The sequence below is a fragment of the Nitrobacter winogradskyi genome (assembly GCF_006539545.1).
In the GTDB taxonomy this organism is placed as follows: domain Bacteria; phylum Pseudomonadota; class Alphaproteobacteria; order Rhizobiales; family Xanthobacteraceae; genus Nitrobacter; species Nitrobacter winogradskyi_A.
Genome location: NZ_BJNF01000111.1, coordinates 1 through 16,292, shown reverse-complemented (window position 1 = coordinate 16,292; position 16,292 = coordinate 1). Strand labels below are relative to the sequence as shown.

Annotated in this window: 22 protein-coding genes and 1 pseudogene; 3 read left to right on the top strand and 20 right to left on the bottom strand. The window is 60.4% G+C overall.

Going from position 1 to position 16,292, the window contains the following annotated elements; translation table 11 throughout:
* Positions 1 to 224: 224 nt before the first annotated feature.
* From NWI01_RS17325 to NWI01_RS17290, 7 genes are all read right to left on the bottom strand, one after another.
* Positions 225 to 350, bottom strand: a complete 126-nt coding sequence (locus NWI01_RS17325; protein WP_141385216.1) for a LysR family transcriptional regulator — start codon at positions 348 to 350, stop codon at positions 225 to 227.
* Positions 351 to 459: 109 nt separating this feature from the next.
* A complete protein-coding gene (locus tag NWI01_RS17320) occupies positions 460 to 2,973 on the bottom strand; it encodes a TonB-dependent siderophore receptor (RefSeq protein WP_141385215.1) in 2,514 nt (837 codons plus the stop codon).
* Between the two features lie 96 nt (positions 2,974 to 3,069).
* Entirely contained in the window at positions 3,070 to 4,044 is a 975-nt protein-coding gene (locus NWI01_RS17315) for a FecR family protein (protein WP_141385214.1), read from the bottom strand.
* Between the two features lie 223 nt (positions 4,045 to 4,267).
* A complete protein-coding gene (locus NWI01_RS17305) occupies positions 4,268 to 4,774 on the bottom strand; it encodes an RNA polymerase sigma factor (RefSeq protein WP_141385212.1) in 507 nt (168 codons plus the stop codon).
* Between the two features lie 386 nt (positions 4,775 to 5,160).
* The gene (locus tag NWI01_RS17300) at positions 5,161 to 5,538 is read right to left on the bottom strand and encodes an HVO_A0114 family putative DNA-binding protein (RefSeq protein ID WP_141385211.1); all 378 of its coding nucleotides are present in this window, start codon (positions 5,536 to 5,538) and stop codon (positions 5,161 to 5,163) included.
* Positions 5,535 to 5,981 (bottom strand): toxin-antitoxin system TumE family protein, encoded by a 447-nt coding sequence (locus tag NWI01_RS17295; protein ID WP_244613866.1) that lies wholly within the window; start codon positions 5,979 to 5,981, stop codon positions 5,535 to 5,537. Before NWI01_RS17295 ends, NWI01_RS17300 begins: the two co-directional genes overlap by 4 nt.
* Positions 5,982 to 6,277: 296 nt before the next feature.
* Entirely contained in the window at positions 6,278 to 6,505 is a 228-nt protein-coding gene (locus tag NWI01_RS17290) for a hypothetical protein (RefSeq protein WP_141385210.1), read from the bottom strand.
* Positions 6,506 to 6,541: 36 nt separating this feature from the next.
* On the opposite strand from NWI01_RS17290, the gene NWI01_RS17285 reads away from it, so the two are divergent.
* From NWI01_RS17285 to NWI01_RS17275, 3 genes are read left to right on the top strand one after another with little or no spacing between them, the layout of a single operon-like run.
* Positions 6,542 to 7,384 (top strand): hypothetical protein, encoded by an 843-nt coding sequence (locus tag NWI01_RS17285; protein WP_181410560.1) that lies wholly within the window; start codon positions 6,542 to 6,544, stop codon positions 7,382 to 7,384.
* Positions 7,385 to 7,421: 37 nt separating this feature from the next.
* Entirely contained in the window at positions 7,422 to 7,964 is a 543-nt protein-coding gene (locus tag NWI01_RS17280; protein WP_210243003.1) for a mobile mystery protein A, read from the top strand.
* Positions 7,961 to 8,563, top strand: coding sequence for a mobile mystery protein B (locus tag NWI01_RS17275; protein WP_141385208.1), 603 nt, complete (start codon positions 7,961 to 7,963; stop codon positions 8,561 to 8,563). Before NWI01_RS17280 ends, NWI01_RS17275 begins: the two co-directional genes overlap by 4 nt.
* Before the next feature lie 205 nt (positions 8,564 to 8,768).
* On the opposite strand, the gene NWI01_RS17270 is transcribed toward NWI01_RS17275, so the two are convergent.
* From NWI01_RS17270 to NWI01_RS17215, 13 genes and pseudogenes are all read right to left on the bottom strand, one after another.
* Entirely contained in the window at positions 8,769 to 9,134 is a 366-nt protein-coding gene (locus tag NWI01_RS17270) for a BLUF domain-containing protein (RefSeq protein ID WP_283809264.1), read from the bottom strand.
* Positions 9,135 to 9,176: 42 nt separating this feature from the next.
* Complete coding sequence (locus tag NWI01_RS17265) at positions 9,177 to 9,464, bottom strand: DUF1971 domain-containing protein (protein ID WP_210243002.1); 288 nt, start codon at positions 9,462 to 9,464, stop codon at positions 9,177 to 9,179.
* Positions 9,465 to 9,482: 18 nt separating this feature from the next.
* Positions 9,483 to 10,574 carry a hypothetical protein gene (locus tag NWI01_RS17260; protein ID WP_141385206.1) on the bottom strand — a complete coding sequence of 364 codons (1,092 nt, stop codon included), beginning with the start codon at positions 10,572 to 10,574 and terminating at the stop codon, positions 9,483 to 9,485.
* A gap of 41 nt (positions 10,575 to 10,615) precedes the next feature.
* Positions 10,616 to 11,005: a type II toxin-antitoxin system VapC family toxin gene (locus NWI01_RS17255; protein WP_141385217.1), complete on the bottom strand. Its 390-nt coding sequence runs from the start codon at positions 11,003 to 11,005 to the stop codon at positions 10,616 to 10,618.
* Between the two features lie 8 nt (positions 11,006 to 11,013).
* Complete coding sequence (locus NWI01_RS17250; RefSeq protein WP_141385205.1) at positions 11,014 to 11,250, bottom strand: antitoxin; 237 nt, start codon at positions 11,248 to 11,250, stop codon at positions 11,014 to 11,016.
* Positions 11,251 to 11,303: 53 nt separating this feature from the next.
* A pseudogene (locus tag NWI01_RS17245) lies at positions 11,304 to 12,606 on the bottom strand (NAD(P)/FAD-dependent oxidoreductase).
* Positions 12,603 to 13,715, bottom strand: coding sequence for a nucleotidyl transferase AbiEii/AbiGii toxin family protein (locus NWI01_RS17240; protein ID WP_141385204.1), 1,113 nt, complete (start codon positions 13,713 to 13,715; stop codon positions 12,603 to 12,605). Before NWI01_RS17240 ends, NWI01_RS17245 begins: the two are co-directional and overlap by 4 nt.
* Positions 13,696 to 14,436 carry a DUF6088 family protein gene (locus NWI01_RS17235; RefSeq protein ID WP_141385203.1) on the bottom strand — a complete coding sequence of 247 codons (741 nt, stop codon included), beginning with the start codon at positions 14,434 to 14,436 and terminating at the stop codon, positions 13,696 to 13,698. The genes NWI01_RS17240 and NWI01_RS17235 overlap by 20 nt, the downstream gene beginning before the upstream one ends.
* Positions 14,437 to 14,644: 208 nt before the next feature.
* Positions 14,645 to 14,836 carry a zinc ribbon domain-containing protein gene (locus NWI01_RS19875; protein ID WP_244613867.1) on the bottom strand — a complete coding sequence of 64 codons (192 nt, stop codon included), beginning with the start codon at positions 14,834 to 14,836 and terminating at the stop codon, positions 14,645 to 14,647.
* Positions 14,788 to 15,120, bottom strand: coding sequence for a recombinase family protein (locus NWI01_RS19870; RefSeq protein WP_244613864.1), 333 nt, complete (start codon positions 15,118 to 15,120; stop codon positions 14,788 to 14,790). The genes NWI01_RS19875 and NWI01_RS19870 overlap by 49 nt, the downstream gene beginning before the upstream one ends.
* 46 nt (positions 15,121 to 15,166) lie before the next feature.
* Positions 15,167 to 15,736 carry a GNAT family N-acetyltransferase gene (locus tag NWI01_RS17225; protein ID WP_141385202.1) on the bottom strand — a complete coding sequence of 190 codons (570 nt, stop codon included), beginning with the start codon at positions 15,734 to 15,736 and terminating at the stop codon, positions 15,167 to 15,169.
* Positions 15,729 to 16,019, bottom strand: coding sequence for a type II toxin-antitoxin system TacA family antitoxin (locus NWI01_RS17220; protein ID WP_141385201.1), 291 nt, complete (start codon positions 16,017 to 16,019; stop codon positions 15,729 to 15,731). The genes NWI01_RS17225 and NWI01_RS17220 overlap by 8 nt, the downstream gene beginning before the upstream one ends.
* Before the next feature lie 61 nt (positions 16,020 to 16,080).
* Positions 16,081 to 16,281, bottom strand: a complete 201-nt coding sequence (locus NWI01_RS17215) for a hypothetical protein (RefSeq protein WP_141385200.1) — start codon at positions 16,279 to 16,281, stop codon at positions 16,081 to 16,083.
* Positions 16,282 to 16,292: the final 11 nt, after the last annotated feature.

The following is a 16,292-nucleotide window of genomic DNA, read 5'->3' as shown; positions in this document are numbered from 1 at the left end:
ATTTCCTGTCAGGGATCGTCACCCGGATGGGCCGAAACCGCACTGGCGGGTTCGGTGGAGGCAGCAACAGCCGCCGGAATAGAGCCCGGCGCACTACGGTGCGAACAGCCTTATATGATGGCGTGAAAGATCGCCGCTGGATCAGCGGCGTATCTGGCACGCACGCCCCCGCCTTGTCACTGCTACTGATCGACACGACGTGGTTGGAAATCGACGCGAAATAGCTACCAGTACAGTTTGCGGCACGCTCTGCTGACGATTTGCCGCCTGTCATTGAATTCGTTCACAGCCGCGCTGAAGCTGCCGTTGCGGGCGGCGGCGGCGATATAGCGAAGGTGGCGCAGGTCCATCCTTCATCTCCTTCGCCGCAATCTAATCACCGAACGGAGTTTAGACGTCATGAAGTAGCATCTCGACAGCGGCGGAGACATTCTCACATGACAACGAACTAGTGCCCCGTCAGAACCTGTACGTCATGCTGAGCAGCACGCTGCGCGGCGCGCCCCACGCATAGCCGTTATAAAAGCCATAGAACGTGTAGTAGTTATTATCGAGCAGGTTCCTGATGTTGAGCGTGGCCGATAATTTTTCATTGAACTTGTAGCTCGCCATCGCATCCACAACCCAGTAGCTCGGCGCGGTATGCCGTACTGTGCCATAGATGGGATTGTTTACATTGTCCCAAGTCTTATCCATCCAGCGCGCACCGCCACCTACCATAAAACCGTCGAGAGTGCCGTCGAGCTTGTAGGTGCTATAGAATGTGAACTGGTTTGCCGGAGTAAACGTGGAAACTCTTACACTATCCCGCTGTGAGACATTGTGCGTAAACCCGGCCTGGAGTTGCCATTGCCGCGATAGCTGACCCGAGATTTCCAGTTCAAAACCCTTGGTGATCACGCCGTCCACCGGACGGTAGGCCGGTATTCCGCCTGGCAGGAGACTACCAGTCGGGACCGCAAAGTTATCCTGCTTGACTTGAAAGTATGCGGCGCTGGCGTTGATGCGTCCGTCGAGAAAGGCGGACTTGAGGCCGACTTCCGCATTCGTTCCTTCAAGTGGCGGAAGCGTCGCGCCCTGTTCATTCAACACTGATTGAGGTCTGAAAACGCCCGTATAGCTGGCATAGGCGGACAGAACATCGGTGAGATCGAGGACTGCTGCATAGTATGGAATCACCTGACCAGACCTCTTGAGCTGGCTGCTGTTCCCGTAGACACGTTGCTGTGCTTCAAAATTGGCGATGCGCGCGCCCAGCATCACCTTCAACCTGTCGTGTACCTGAAGCCGCGTGGCCGCGTAGAATCCATTTTCCTTGAAGATCTCTTTGTTGGGATCGCCCGGCAGGAACGGTATCCATCCGGGCTGGGGAAGGTCGCCGGTCCAGTTATAAAAGTTGGGAACGGTACCGTTGCTGTATGGGCTGGCCGGATCTCGGACCTGGTCAACACGTGTGCGGTCCTGTCTCGACATGCTGCCGCCGAGAACGAGTTCGTGCTTGCGATCGAACAACCAGAAAGGCCCGGTGGCATAAACATTGGCCGCATTGGTTAGGGCCTTGCTGGTCCATATGCCAAAATTCGGTCCCGCCCTCACGCCGGTGCCGTCCACCGGATTTGGAAAACCGCTGCTGGCGGAGCCCACCGTGCCGTCATAACCGCCCGTCTGACGGTTGAGTTGCAGCTTGACCCGCCATTCATTGTCGAACCGGTGCTCGAGCGTGGTGAAGATGTTATGAGTGTCCGCCTCCCAGGTGCTCCAGCGCGTCGCGGGGTTGAACGAACGCGGCACTTTATTGAACTCGCCGAGGCTGTTGAACAGCGGGATCAGGTTGTTGGCGGTTCCTTTCGGAACGCTGCGCTGATAATCCGAACCGACAGTGAACAACGTGTCCGGCGTCAGATCGACCTCGACGATCCCGTAAAACAGTGAGCTTTTACGGTGGTAATGATCGAGGTACAATCTATTGTCCTGATGCGCGGTGACGAAGCGGCCACGCACGGTTCCGCTCTCATTCAGTGCACCGCTGATGTCGAGTTCACCGCGGTAGTCGTCCCAGGAGCCGGCGCTGAGGGTCGTGTAACCCTGAAAGGTGCGGGTCGGCTTCTTGCGGATCATGTTGATCGTCGCGCCGGGGTCGCCGACGCTTGTCAGAAGGCCAGTTGCGCCTTTCAGCACTTCCACCCGATCGTACATCGCCATGTCCGTTCGCTGCTCGGTGGAAGCGTTGGCGCCTGCATAGTTCTGAAAAGAGATCGGCACCCCGTCATACTGAAAACTCCGAACGGGAAAGCCGCGAGCATAGAAAACGGTTCGCTCACCCCCTTGATTTACAGTACTCAGGCCAGGCGTGCGATCGATGACCTCGCTGACCGACCTCAGGTTGAAATCCTCGATCTGCTGCCGCGTGATGACGCTGATCGACTGTGGCGTTTCGCGCGGGCTGAGCTGAAGCCGCATCGCGGTTGCGGTCACGCTCGGCGTGTAGGAGCCCGTTCCCTCAGTCCTGCCGGGATCGCTCGATGCCGCCCCCTCCACATCAATCGTATCCAGCGCGATCGCGCCGGCAGGCGCCGCGCCGCCAGCGCCTGTCGTTGTACCAGGGCGCTCGATGGATACCGAAGTCGTGTTGGTGAAGCGGTAGGTTAGCCCTGTGCCCGCCAGCAGGCGGTTGAGCGCGGCTGCCGGGGCAAGCGCGCCGCTCACGCCAGGTGAGGTCTTTCCGGACGCCAGCGTCTGGTCGACAAAGATTTGTACGCGGGTCTGACGCGAGAATGCGACGAGAGCGCTGGACAGGCCTTGCGGTGGAATGTCGAGGTTGCGGACGTTGGCATCCGTGCCGGTCCGCACCGGCCGCTCGCTCTGGGCCATCGCGACGTCGGACGCGATAGCCGGCACGATCGCGGTTCCCGCCATCAGCAGCGTCCGAAACCAGCCGGAGCACGTGTTCCGGCTTGTTTTCCCGTACCTCATACTCAATATCCCCTGTCCTCAACATGCGGGCAGAGGATCGGCCACGTCGGCGCGATCCCATCCCTATGCTGAAGACGACAGGGTCGGGAAAAGTAGTTAGTCGCCCACGGGAGTTTTTTCGGCGCTGTCGTTCGGAATGATGACAGTCAGCAGGCCGCCGGCTCGATAGACGCGCAGGGACAGGGATTCGGCGATCGTATCGAGGGCCTGCTCCGTCTTTGTTGCATCGAACACTGCGGTAACTCGCCGCTGACCCAACGCTCCGCCGATCAGGGCAATGCGGCCTGAACGGTAGCGCTGAAGTTCGGTGAGCACGGTATCGAGCGGGACGTCGCGGAAAACGAGCTGGCCGTGCCGCCACGCCTGTATGGACTCCAGGTCCGCCGTATCGACGGCGGAAATGCCGGCGGAATCGTAGCGAACGATCTGGCCTTGTTTGACAACAACCGGAGCGTCACCGGGACGGTCCGGGGGTTGAGCGGAAACCTGGACAGCGTTATGCGCGACCGCCACCGCGACCCCGTCGGCGATCTTGACGTCGAATGCCGTACCCAGCACCTTCACCTCGCCGTTCTCGGCCGCGACGACGAACGGCCGGGCGGCGTCCTTCGTTACGGTGAAGAATGCCTCGCCGGTGAGCAGCCTGACCCTGCGTTCGCCCGTGCTGAATGACACATCGAGCGCGCTTGCCGCGCCGAGGTCGACCTGCGAACCGTCTTGCAGCACGATCATCCGGCGTTCGCCGATCGCCGTCCGGTAATCGGCGAATAGCCCCGTTGGAGCCATCTGCCAGCCGATGCCGATCGCAGCGAGCAAAAGAGCCACGGCGGCGCCTCTTTTTAACCGGCTGTTTCTTCGAGGCTTGCGCCGTTGCCTGGCCACCTCCGGCGCCAATGCGTCGAGGCCGCCCCACATCCGTTCGACCGATCGCCACGCGGTTTCATGTGTCGGGTCGAACGCAAGCCAGTGCGCGAACGCGCGCCGATCTTCCGCCGTCGCGTCTTCGTCGCGCAACAGAACAAACCATTGGACAGCCTGGTCGTCTACTGACTGCGTGCCATTCTGTTCCATGCAATCCCGGAGCAGGCTGTGATCTGGATCGGGCCGATCGTTTGGTCCCGTATCGGAGTCCGAAGGTTGATCGGCTTATAAGATTAAGACGCTATTGTACGAAAAACCAACTAGAGCATGATCCGATCAAGCTCAATCGAACCATGCTCTGGAAATTATTGTCGGGTCGCGTTTTCCTGCGGCGAACATGTCACCACTTTGCTGAAAGATGCTCTAGGTGCTTCTATGCGGAAGCCTCGCGGAATCGGGACCGGAGGTGGGATATCGCCTTCACCATGTGGGCGGCGACCGAGTTCTTTGCGATGCCCAGACGGTCAGCAATCTGCGCGTAGCTCAGGCTCTCGAACTTATGGAGGATAAGCACTTCGCGGCAACGCGGCGGCAAATCCGCGAGCGCGGCGTGAAGCGCCTGAAACTCCTGCCGCGAGATCAGCGCCGCATCGGCCAGCGGCGCTGGATCGACGATAGATTCGTCAAGTTCGACGGCGTTGCCGAGCGCGCTCCGCTGCCGCTGTCGCGCACGATCGACCGTCAGGTTTCGTGTGGTACTAAAGAGATAGCTTCGGAGGTCGCGTACGTCTTCGCGTGGGGCGCCGAGCAGCCGCAGGAATGCATCCTGAACGATGTCGGCAGCGGTGGCCGGGGATATACCCTGCCGTATCAGAAAGCGCTGGAGCCTTCCTTGCTCGTCGGCATAAAGCGCCGCCAGATTGCTCGTCAGGTCGCTCATCAAGCGCAAACCAATGATAACTGCTCTTGGAGCCTTCCGCTCCTGATGGGATCGGAAACAGGACTCTATGATTTGATTTGACGCGTTCTCTTCATGCGAACCGACATCCACTCGAAACCGCTGTAGCAGAATACGTTCATCCCGCGCCATCGAGTACCGTTTCCATAGCGGGCCAATGATCTTCCGGCAAACACAATGATTTAGATCCGGTCCAAAGTGTAGGATCGCGAACTGTTTCGTTCCGCCCGAGGCGTCCGGCCCGAAGGGGGTAACGTAATAAGTTACCTCAATTCTCCTTCAGCTTGCCGCGCGTAAAACCATGCGAGATTGACGCTGGGTCGAGCATTTCCAATGTATTGTCCGACGTCCTGCAAACCGGACGACCCTTAAGCTACCTCGAACCGGTCGTTCTGCGAGAACAGGTCGATCTCCACGGATAGTTTTCTGACCCGTGAGACGGGTACGCGTCGGCGTCCCTCGGATTGCATCTCGATCAACCCAAAGGCCTCCAGCTTTCCAAGTGTTCGCAGCAGATTGGGTTCCGCTCTTCTGGACAGCCGCGCGAGTTCGGCGACCGATTGCGGATTCTCGTCACGAATGATGCGCAATAAGTCCCTATTTTCTGGTGTCAGCAACCGAAGAAGCACGTCTGCGGACTCAAAACTCGTCCTGGCCGCATCAGCCGGGGCAGGCTTTTCGCCCCGCGCGACAGCCTTCATTTCTGCCCGCAGATCGCGATGGTTCTGAATCTTGTACTTGCTCATGATGTTTTCCTTTCCGTCGTCGTTTGGACGACCAGTTCAATTCCCCTTTGCTTGAGCACCCGTTCAACCTCGTCAAGAAAGTCATCGACCAACTGTTCGGCGCTCACAAACGCGTAGGGTCTTCCAGGATCGTTTTCCGTGCGGTGCCAGTGATCCGCAGCGACGGGCTTTTTCTTGAACCGCCCTCCCACCGGAACGACGGGATGAGCATTGTCGAAACCGATCAAGCGCATCCCCTCCGGCCCGTGGAGGGTAAACGAATAGCGCAGGCCGTGGGGGCGTTCGGGCGTCGGATCGATCCGCTTGATCTTCACGAAATACCCTTCGGGGTAATGATGTTCGCGGCCATTGAAGGCCAGAAGATACTCAAGCGTGTATTCCGATCCCAAATCTCTCATATCATATCCTGACATGATATTATTGTGAATGTCAAGGAACTTCATCCGGGAGGGAGAACATGATTGCTTAAGGGGTAAGCTGGGTTAGGTTGGTTCTGCCGGGCCGAAGCCGGTATTGCGCACGAGCGCATCCATGTTGGACGGCATGGCGGCTTCCATTTCGGCGGGATTCGCCTTCGGCACCGGAGCGGATCCCGACGTTCGTCTTCAAGTTTCTTCCTCGCGGCGTTCTCGTTCCCGTTCGTAAAACCGGGCCATCTTTTCGGCGTACAGTACGTCCTCGCGCTTCGCAGCGGCTGCTGCAAATTCTTCCTTCCATGAGCGAGGGAGTGCCATCTGCATCATTCACCGCATTTCTGTTTCACCAGAACGTCGATGATCGCGCCGGGTGGATAGGTCGGATATTTGTCGAAAGCATCATAGACTGTGCGGATCGTTGATTTGTCGTCGTAGTACCAGCCGTAAATGCACTTCATGCCGGTCTTCTGCTTACCGTCCTTCATGTAGCGGGCGTCAATTTGCGCGATGTGTTGAGTGAAGATGCCGTCGCAGCCTTCGTTCGTAAACACGACCTCGCATCTGCGCCAGCCAATGTTGCGCCTATCATGCCGTTCTTGGTGGCGGACGGGTTCTCAAACAAGGCATGGGGACTCGCGCGGTCGCGAGGAATTCTTGCGACAACGACATCTCACCTGTTTGGAGAGGAAATCGCTAAGGCTTTGCGCGATTTGATCTCGCTCTTGACCGACACCGGCGCGACTGCCTCGGTCAATCCGGATCATGTCGAGCGGGTGCTGAATGGCCTCACGCGAATTGAAGGTGCAGCGAACAACCTGCGCGGTGCGCTGTTCGAGATTATTGTTGGATCGCTCGCCAAAGATGTCGAGGGCGGATACATGCGGGCGGGTGAAAAATGGAGGGATTATGAGACCGGCGGGTCAGCTGAGACCGACGTGCTGCTCGACAAACCCGAAGGCAGAGGCGTCCTCGTGATCGAGTGCAAGGCAAAGATTTCGGGAGCCCGCGTAACCCTCGAGGAAGCGACGAAATGGCGGGACGACCGTGTGCCGCTGCTGCATAAAATTCTCAGGCATGAGTCGCGGCTCGCGGGGAAGCCATTTGCTTTCGAGCTGTGGACGAACGGTCCGATCGATCCCGAGGCCGTGAAATATCTGGAAGTCTATCCGCCATCGCAAGACTACGCCGTCGCATGGAAGGACGGGGCCGGGATGAAGCCCCACGTCGATAAGGCGTCGTCGCCGGCTATCCGCCGCGCGATGGGCGAGCATTATTTCCATCACCCGCTTGCGAAGATCGCTGCGCAAGCCGAGCGCGAAGCGGCACGGGCAGGAACAGTCTCACAAGACCAGCAAGGAATCCTGGAGGGTACTCAAATCGGCCAATCAGAAGCCGGGCTATCTTCAGCACGGAATGACCTCTCTGTTTGATGGACATTTTTGACTTTACATATCGGAACATACGTAAATGTATAGATTGACAATATCGATTATTTTGTCTAGATATAACTACGCAATATTACCAGATCGTAAAGCGGTGGATGTACAATTGGGTGTCAAAGACGTAGTCCGAAAGCAATATCAACGGCTTGTCGACAACGCGGCAAGCCATCCTGACTTACGAACACCCCCTGAGGGTTGGCTGCGCACGGTCCGAAACGCCCTCGGCATGTCCGGCTCCCAGCTAGCGAAGAAGTTGGGCGTTACACGTGCCCGCATTCCTCAACTGGAGCAAGCCGAGCTTTCGGGGGCAGCCACCCTGAAGTCGATGCAGGCTGCGGCGGAAGCCATGGGATGCCGATTTGTCTACGCAGTCCTTCCAGTCGGAACTATTCAGGACGTCATAGCTGCTCAAGCGCAAAAGAAGGCACAAGCGTTGGTTCGTCGGGCAAGCACACATATGGCGCTCGAAGATCAGGCGCTCTCAAACGAAAAGATGGTCGCGGAAGTGGAGCGCATCGCAGCCAACCTTGTGCGGGAGATGCCGTCTGATTTCTGGAGCGACAAATGACAGGGCTCGCAGAATATCCGGAGGGCGCGACTCCTTTAGATCCCAATGAACTCGGGGGATTGAAGTTCAAACACATTACGACCCGCGAAGAGCTCGACGAGCTTGAGCAGGCAAATATCGAGTCTGGCCTGCAGTGGCTTGGTCGCCATCGCGGCGATGTTCTGACGGACGATTTTGCAGTTACCCTTCACAAGCGCCTATTCGGTGAGGTGTGGGATTGGGCTGGTACGTTCCGAAAGACAGGCAAGAATATCGGCGTCGATCCCATTCACATCCCGGTTCAGCTGCGCACGCTGATGGACGATGCGCAGTATTGGTCGAAGAACAAGACTTATCCTGAGTTAGAAGCGGCAGCTCGATTCCATCACCGGCTTGTTCAGATTCACCCATTTCCAAATGGAAATGGACGGCATTCTCGGATCATGGCGGATACGATGCTTGAGCGGGTCTACGGAGCCAAGCCTATCGACTGGGCGGGTGGCTACGATCTTCAAAAGATGAATGATCGCCGTGCGACCTATATTGTGGCGCTAAAAGCTGCCGATGCAGGCAACATAACTCCGCTGATAGACTTTTGCAGCCCACGTGGCGGCCATTGATAACGACATGCGACAGCGAGGGAGAAGAGCGCGAAACTAAGCGAATACGAAGCTGCTTATATAGGACGCCAACTCATCTGGCGTACCCATGGGAGAAGCCTCTTTCAGATGGTCCAGGAACGCCGGCGCGCGGCCGCTCAGCAGCAGGATATGAATCACATTAAGCTGCATCTGCTTTAGTAGTTCACAACATATCAGGGACGATCTAGAAGGAGCGACCTTCTTCCTCGACCGCCAGCCGATGCAGCGTTGCGAAGAGCGCGTCTGCAATCATGCGCGCCGAATCGAAGCCGCTTTCCTCCGCCATCGTGCCATAACGGGCGGCGTCAGCGACCGGGGCGCCGACGAAGCCCATCGACCAGTTCTCTATGGCCCGTTTTTCGACAGGTTCGAAGGCGAGAAGCGACACGTCTCCGTGACGCTCATCCTGCTGGATCCGCTCGAAAACGCCTTCTACCGCATCCTGTGGACCTTCCAACAACTGGGCGAAGCATCCGGGGTTGAACATCAAAGCAGCGGTCACCCCCACCTCGGAATTGTTCTTTCGGCTGGCGGGCAGGATCGATGCGATCGCATCAGCAATCTGTACTGAACGGCGAAGCGGAGCCGCGTTTCAGCCCTTTCTCACAGCATAGAACTCGACATACATGCGCATCGGCGTGCTTGCCGGCGCAACCTCGTGCAACTGCTCGGGCCGAACGACGCCGGGCTTTTCCGGCTCCAGTACTGTCTCGCTCGGCGGCTCGTAGATCCGATAGGTCAACTTGCCTTCGAGAACGTGGATCAGCGCCCAGGTTCCGGCCTTCGTGCTGTGTTGCTTCCGCAGCGCCGCCGGCAATGTGTCCTGATTGAACTCGGGCGAGCGGCTATAGGCCTCGACGTTCATTGGAAGTTCATTCATGCCCGAATGATCTCGATGCTAGAAGAGATATCGTTCATCGGCCCAGCGCAGCAGCACCTTCACGTCATGATCGGGAAGGCGCACGCGCGCCTCGCGCAGACCTTGCGCAATTGCGTCGCCGACTTCGGGAGAGACCTTGTTGCCGTGGGTCATCAGGAAAAACCAGGCGAACGGAAGTCCCATCTCCCGGTCGGTCGATTCGATACGATCCATGAGGATATGCACGGACGCATCGCCAGCCTCCAGACGCTCTTCCGGCAGATGCAGCGGACGAGGGATAAAGGCGAGCTCGCGTACACCCTTGTGTTCGAAATCGCGGATGTCGAGCGCCCAATGCTCGTACACCCGTGTGTTGCGCGCGCTCGATTCCTCCCAGCCCTGAAAGAATCGGACCTCGCGCCGCGCGAAATCGAAATAGTCGGGCTGCAAATCGAGGAACGGCGTCCGCGTACCGTCGGAGCTAACCCAGGCGCTTCGCTCCAGCTCCGGCCGTCGCGCTTCCCGCTTGTCACGCTCACAACGCCCGCAGCGCGCGAGGAAGCTGCGGACATGCACGACGCTGGTTCCCGCCTTGCCGAGCAATCGGTAAAGCGGTCCCGACAGCACCTTGTCGTCCGACATATCGTCGTGCGTGATCCATGACGGATCGAGCAGTTCCTCGTCGCCCCACGGCCGGCGTGATGCGTTGACGATCGGACCCGCACACCATTCGGTCTCGCGACCAAGCGAAATCTGCACATAGTCAGCCGCCCCGGATCCTGTCGGCGCGAAGGCATAGACGCTGGTGCCGTGCCATTCCGAAATCTGGAGATCAGTGTCCTGCAACCGCCTCCAGACCGTCGCGATGTCTCCATTGTCCTTCGCGAGCTCGGCTTGCATCCACGGGCGATACTCGGCGATGCGCGTTCGGTCGGCGGCCAACACCGATCGCGTGTCTCGCCAATATTCATCGTGGATGTTGGCGGCCGAAAATGAGAACCCGGGAAATGCATCCCTCAGCGCCGCCGCCAAGGTGGCTTCGTCAACGCCGGCCGGAAGCGCGCCGAGCACGGCCTCCACCGAGGCCGCATCCGGCAATCGCACCGCGGAATTGTCCGAGACCTTTTCCATGCCACGAATCCTATCGCGCCGCTCGTAAGGCGGCAGGCGCGCTAAGCAAGCCAATTCTCCACCTTCAGTCCGCGAATGCGGGTGAACTCATCGACGTTGGCGGTCACGATCGTCGCGCCGGTTGCATAAGCGAGCGCCGCGATCAGTAGGTCGTTGCCGCCGATCGGCTTGCCGGCCGCTTCGAGCTCGGAGCGAATTCCGCCGTATTCGGCGTCGGCGGGTATATCGAGCGGCAGAACGGCGATCTCGCTGAGGATATCCTCCACGGCCTTGAGCAGCCGTTTCGAGCCGCTCTTTGCGCAGCCATAGCGCAGCTCGGCCGCCACAATGATGCTGGTGCAGATATTATCTTCGCCGACCTTGGCGATCCGCTTCGCTGCCTTGCCCTGCGGGTTTCGGACGAGGTCGGAGATGATGTTGGTGTCCAGCATGTATTGCGTCACAGCACCGTCTCCGGCGATGGCGCGGGATCGGTGACCTCCGGGAAATCCTCCTCGATCGGCGTCATCGATTTGAGCAAGGCGAGCAGGCCGCGCTTGCGCACCGGTTCGATCACCAGGCGATCGCCGTCCCGATGCATGATGGCTTCGTCACCCGGAAGCTCGAATTCGACGGGAATGCGGACCGCCTGGTTGCGGCCGTTACGAAACAGTCGAACGTTTCTTTGGTCGGCCATCAGCACCTCCAAGCATATGCTCAAGACATATGCCAATTGGGCGGCTATTCAAGCTATGGACGTCCTTCCTTGCCCGGCTTCGCCGCCGCGCGCCCGGCGCCGCCCTGGGTAATGAGCCGCGCGCTGCGCTGGTCGCGGGTGTGAATCCACAGCCAGCTCAGGGCGACGCTCAGGCGGTTGCGCACGCCGATGAGGAAGTAGATGTGCGCCAGGCTCCAGATCCACCACGCGAGCGCGCCGCGTAGCTTGATGCGGCCGAAGTCGATGACGGCGAGTCGCTTGCCGATCGTCGCGAGGCTGTCCGCGTGGCGGTAGCGGAACGCCGCGTCGCCATGTTCTCCAGCGAGGCGCGCCCGTATCGTCGCCGCGACATGCTTGCCCTGTTGCTTTGCCGCCGGCGCAATTCCGGGTGCCGGCTTGCCGTCGGGATCGAAGACGGCCGCCGTATCGCCGATCACGAAAATCTCCTTGTGGCCCGGAACGGTCAGATCCGGTTCGATCAGCACCCGTCCGGCCCGGTCGGCAGGCGCGCCGATCCATTGCGCCGCCGGCAAGGCCTACACGCCCGCCGCCCAGATGATCGTCGCGGCCGGGAGGGTCTTGCCGCCATAGACGACGCCTTCCGCCGAACATGCTGTCACGGGCTGGCCAAGCGCGACCTCTACGCCGAGCCGCTCCAGCGAGCGCCGCGCGTAAGCGGACAGGTCTTCGGTGAAGGCGGCGAGCACGCGCGGGCCCGCCTCGATCAGCACGACGCGCGACTCCCGCGTGTCGATGCTGCGGAAATCGCCCTTGAGCGTCGTGCGCGCCAGTTCGGCGATCGTGCCGGCGAGTTCAACGCCGGTCGGTCCCGCGCCGATGATGACGAAGGTCAGAAGCGCGCCGCGCCGCTGCGGATCGGTCTCGCGCTCGGCGCGCTCGAAGGCGAGCAGGATACGCCGGCGAACCGTCGTCGCATCTTCCAGCGTCTTGAGGCCGGGAGCGAACGGCTCCCAATCGTCGTGACCGAAATAAGCGTGGCGCGCGCCCGTCGCGAGAACCAGAGTGTCGTAGGGAACAGTCGCGCCGTCATCGAGCAGGACATGCCGCCCTTCCGTGTCGATGCCTTCGACTGAGGCCAGAAATGTCGCGATCTCCCTGCGCTTGCGCAGAAGATGCCGGATCGGCCAGGCAATCTCCGACGTGGCGAGCGATGCGGTCGCCACCTGATAGAGCAGCGGCTGAAACAGGTGATGGTTGCGTCGGTCGATCATCGTGATACGAGCCGGCGCGCCGATGCACGGTCTCAAGCCCGCCGAAGCCGGCGCCGACTACGACGACATGATGACGATCCTCGGCTGCCGGCGCGTTCGTCATGAGTCACCGGCCTCGGCGGTCGCCGCGTTGAGATAGTCTTCGAGCGCCTTGATGCTGGCGATCACGTCGACGAAGGCCGGCGGCGCGCCGAAGATCATCGCCGTCATGCGCCGATAATCGGCAGCCAGCTTCGCCTGCATGTCCTCCGTGGGGACGAGACGATAGCTGCCCGGCATGGCGCGGTCGTAGCGGTGATCCGGCGCGCGAAACATCAGCTCCCTGTGCTGCCGGCAGGCCTCCGCGAGATCGCGCAGCGCCGCGGTCGCGACGCCATAGTCGGGATGCGTCCAGATCTGATGAACGTCGTAGTAATGACGTGAGTACTTATTGAGATCGGGCACGGGCCGTTCGGGATTGCCGTCCTCGCGCCGCTTCTCCGTCATCTCCGTCATCGCATGCAGGATCAGCACCTTCTCCCAGAAGGTCCGCTCCGGCTTGACCGTCGTCACGTTGCGAACGGTAAGGTCCATGCCTTCCGGCAATTCGTCGGCGATGTAGGGGACGATCTCGCGCGGCTCTGCCGGCTCCGGATCGGGGCGCGCGCCGCCTTCGATGCGGACCGCGGCCTGCACATAGTTCTGCGCGGAATCGAAGACGCTCTTGTAGCCGATCACCAGAATGTCGAGCGCGCCCCTGTTTCGGTAATTGTCGAAGCCGAAGCCGAGCGTGAAATGTCCCGGCTGCTCGATCGCTTCCTCGACTGTGGCGATCTCCTTCGTCAGAAGCTCTTTCAGCGGACCGGAGATGTATTGACGCGCCGCCTCGTCAACCTTCTCCGCCAGCGCGCGCTGCTGCTGGTTCACCGAGGGGAGGGCGGCGATGTCGGCTTCAAGCGGGACATGCAGATCGGCCTTGTAAATGCAGATGTCGATGTCCTCGGAAAAGCGCCGGATCAGTCCATACGCCTTGCTGAGGCTCGTGCCGCCCTTGAAGTACAGACCGATCGGATCGTCGCCGCGCCGATTGAACAGGAAGTCGAGCGCCCAGCAGACATAGAGGTCCTTCTCGATATTCGCGGCCTGCGTCTCGAGATGCGCGGCGACCGTATCGAAGAGGGCGCGGCGATCGTCGACGCTCGAGCGCAGGACTTCAATGAACGTCTTCTGCATGATCGCCCTTCGCGCGCTCGATGTCCGGCGCGTTTTGACTTTGATCCTCCGCGAGCCGGCGCGTGATCGTTTCGATCAGCGGATACATCCAGGCCAGGACCGCGTGAATATTCTCGCGCAGATCCTCCGCGACCTTGTCGCGGTTCGGATCGCGCATCAGATGCCGGACGATGCCGTTCACGGCGGCGTCGAGGCTTGCCTTCTCATCCCGAAACCATGCGAGCGCCTGGACGACGCGCATCGCAGGCCGCCCGGCCCAGAATGCCGTCTTCGCCGCGATGCGCTTGAAGTCGAGCTTGTAGATGACCGGCTTCGTCGCCTTCGGATCGCCGGCGCTCGCCTCGATCTCGATCGTCCGCGGATAGGTGTCGGCATAGATCGTCGAGCGCGCCGGCACGGCCGTCGTCAGGCCGAGATCGTTCGCGGCGGTCATGCCGTCGACGAGGACCCGCAGCTTGTCGCGCCGTGCGATCGCGTCGATGAAAGAGGCGCGCGGCGGAAACACCATCTTGCCGGTCAGCTTACTTATGCCCGGCTTGTCGTAGAGGCCGCGATAGGGACGGCGGGTGTCGCCGCGCAGGGTCAGCCGCTGCAGCGCCTTCTCGACGGCGTTCGGCGTTCCGATGTCGAGGAAATCGGCGCGCGACCACACCCCGGCCGGCGCCGCCTGGGCGATCCGGTCATGGATACGGTCGAGAGTGTCGGACGTCGGGTCGGGCATGGGCCGCTCGTTTGCGTCCGAATATTATATATAAACTTTGGTCAGTATCAAGCTTGAGCCCAAGCTGACCAGAAATTCTATCCAAACTTTGGTTAGTGGAAGGCCGCTCTCCCTCACTTTCTTCTCCCGGACGACCTTCCGCAGGACGATTCCGACGAGTCCGATTGACTCTCAGGAGTACGATTTCGAACTGCTCTTGTCCCGACCCCTAGCTGCCGCCGCAACAGCCGCAGAACAGAAGGCCGGAGAGCAAGGTGCGCGGACGGTGGGTGGCATTGAGGCCGCCATTCTTTGCCATCATCGTCCGGATGGCGGCGCGCGATGCGTCGGCCTGCCTCTTGTAGAGGGCCGTCAGTTCATCCTGACGTGCCTTGGCCGCGTCCCATAGCTCCTGTGGCACGATACGAAGCTCGGGAGCCTCCGCGCGAATCCATTCGCTTTCGGGGTTGAGGCGGTAGGTAAAACGACCCGTGTCGGGGTTCTTGAGCTTCCTTGCCGGTTCCAGCGGATGACGCCGACATAAAGCTCACAGTTGAGGATGCCGGAACTGACGGTGCGGTTGCCTCTGATGGTGGTGTCGTTCCAGCGCTTGCCGGTGGGGCTTGGGATTCCGTCGCGGTTGAGGTCGGCGGCGATTTTCTGCGGTCCCTTGCCGGCGACATATTCGCAGAAGATGCGGCGCACGATCTCGGCCTGTTCCTCGACAATCTCACGTTCGCCCCGGATCGGTTCATCCCTGTTGCTCCTTCTTCTTGCGCGTTGCGGAGCGCGCTGGGCTTTTGTCCTGCGCTATTTCCAGGGCGTCAACGATGGCCTTGAATGGCAGAATGAGGCTGAGCGGGCTACTGTCGAGCAGCGGCATTGCACTGAAGCGCTCGTACCAGCGTGCCGCCTTTTTATCCTTGGCGTCGATCGCCAGCGCCACGCCACCGACCTGGGCTGCTACAGCGAGCGCCCTCGCGCCCGCTGCCAGCAGAAGGTCGCCTCCAAGCCCCTGGCCCTGCATCGGAAGCGCCACGGCCAGTCGAGCAAGCCGGAACACGGCGACCTCGTAGCGTCCCAGTCCCTTGGTCAGGGCGGCAGGGACTTTCGCGAAGGCAATCGAGGCGGGACTGATGGAGTAAAAGCCGAGAATGGTTTTGGGCGCGGCTGCGGCCACCGCCACGAAGGTCTTGGAACCTCCGCCCTCATGGTTCTGACGAGCGTGTCGGCGCAGGTAATCGTTCAATTCCGGTGAGCCACAATCGAACGCCTTGCGGTCATGATCGCGTCCAATGGGCTCTTCCCGCCAATCAAGCATGCTTCCGGCCTCGGGCGACACGGCGGCGCGCGGCGGCAAGCAGGGCCGGCGTCGGGGGTGTCGGATTTTCCAGAAGGTCGAGCACTCGCAGCGAATCCCGCTTGGAAAGTGAGAGGCGTTCCGCCCGCTCGACCACATCGCGCGCCGCCGGCAGAACGGCGCGCATGATGAAGCTGGTCACGTCAAGCCGCTCGTGAGCTGCGGCGGCGGTGAGAAGCCGCTTCTCGTCGCGCGTGGTGCGCAACTCGATACGGTCGTCACGATTGGATTGCATCTGGGCCATTGTTACCTCCTGGTGGTATGTACGGATAATAACCGTACCGATGAAAAAATCAAGATGGCGCTCATTTGTCCGGCTGTTTTGGCCTATTGTCATTGGCGGCTTTAGCGATGCGCGCGGCAAAGTCCTCACGCGCCATGCAGCGGCCGATGATGCGGGCAAGCTGAAGGGCGACCTCGTTGACCTTGCGTAGCGCCTCGGGGTCGGGGCCGTCCGTATTACCGTTATCGTTGGCGGCGACGGGAGGTGTGTCAACGCATCGCAAAGATCAAGGGC

Excerpts from the sequence above, each read along its gene's own strand:
- NWI01_RS17280 (WP_210243003.1), top strand. The coding sequence starts at position 7,422 with ATGTATAGATTGACAATATCGATTATTTTGTCTAGATATAACTACGCA.
- NWI01_RS17275 (WP_141385208.1), top strand. The coding sequence starts at position 7,961 with ATGACAGGGCTCGCAGAATATCCGGAGGGCGCGACTCCTTTAGATCCC.
- NWI01_RS17265 (WP_210243002.1), bottom strand. The coding sequence starts at position 9,464 with ATGAATGAACTTCCAATGAACGTCGAGGCCTATAGCCGCTCGCCCGAG.
- NWI01_RS17225 (WP_141385202.1), bottom strand. The coding sequence starts at position 15,736 with ATGCTTGATTGGCGGGAAGAGCCCATTGGACGCGATCATGACCGCAAG.
- NWI01_RS17255 (WP_141385217.1), bottom strand. The coding sequence starts at position 11,005 with ATGCTGGACACCAACATCATCTCCGACCTCGTCCGAAACCCGCAGGGC.
- NWI01_RS17260 (WP_141385206.1), bottom strand. The coding sequence starts at position 10,574 with ATGGAAAAGGTCTCGGACAATTCCGCGGTGCGATTGCCGGATGCGGCC.
- NWI01_RS17325 (WP_141385216.1), bottom strand. The coding sequence starts at position 350 with ATGGACCTGCGCCACCTTCGCTATATCGCCGCCGCCGCCCGCAACGGC.
- NWI01_RS17250 (WP_141385205.1), bottom strand. The coding sequence starts at position 11,250 with ATGGCCGACCAAAGAAACGTTCGACTGTTTCGTAACGGCCGCAACCAG.
- NWI01_RS17240 (WP_141385204.1), bottom strand. The coding sequence starts at position 13,715 with ATGCAGAAGACGTTCATTGAAGTCCTGCGCTCGAGCGTCGACGATCGC.
- NWI01_RS17300 (WP_141385211.1), bottom strand. The coding sequence starts at position 5,538 with ATGAGCAAGTACAAGATTCAGAACCATCGCGATCTGCGGGCAGAAATG.
- NWI01_RS17315 (WP_141385214.1), bottom strand. The coding sequence starts at position 4,044 with ATGGAACAGAATGGCACGCAGTCAGTAGACGACCAGGCTGTCCAATGG.
- NWI01_RS17320 (WP_141385215.1), bottom strand. The coding sequence starts at position 2,973 with ATGAGGTACGGGAAAACAAGCCGGAACACGTGCTCCGGCTGGTTTCGG.
- NWI01_RS17305 (WP_141385212.1), bottom strand. The coding sequence starts at position 4,774 with ATGAGCGACCTGACGAGCAATCTGGCGGCGCTTTATGCCGACGAGCAA.
- NWI01_RS17235 (WP_141385203.1), bottom strand. The coding sequence starts at position 14,436 with ATGCCCGACCCGACGTCCGACACTCTCGACCGTATCCATGACCGGATC.
- NWI01_RS17220 (WP_141385201.1), bottom strand. The coding sequence starts at position 16,019 with ATGGCCCAGATGCAATCCAATCGTGACGACCGTATCGAGTTGCGCACC.
- NWI01_RS17285 (WP_181410560.1), top strand. The coding sequence starts at position 6,542 with ATGCCGTTCTTGGTGGCGGACGGGTTCTCAAACAAGGCATGGGGACTC.
- NWI01_RS17295 (WP_244613866.1), bottom strand. The coding sequence starts at position 5,981 with ATGAAGTTCCTTGACATTCACAATAATATCATGTCAGGATATGATATG.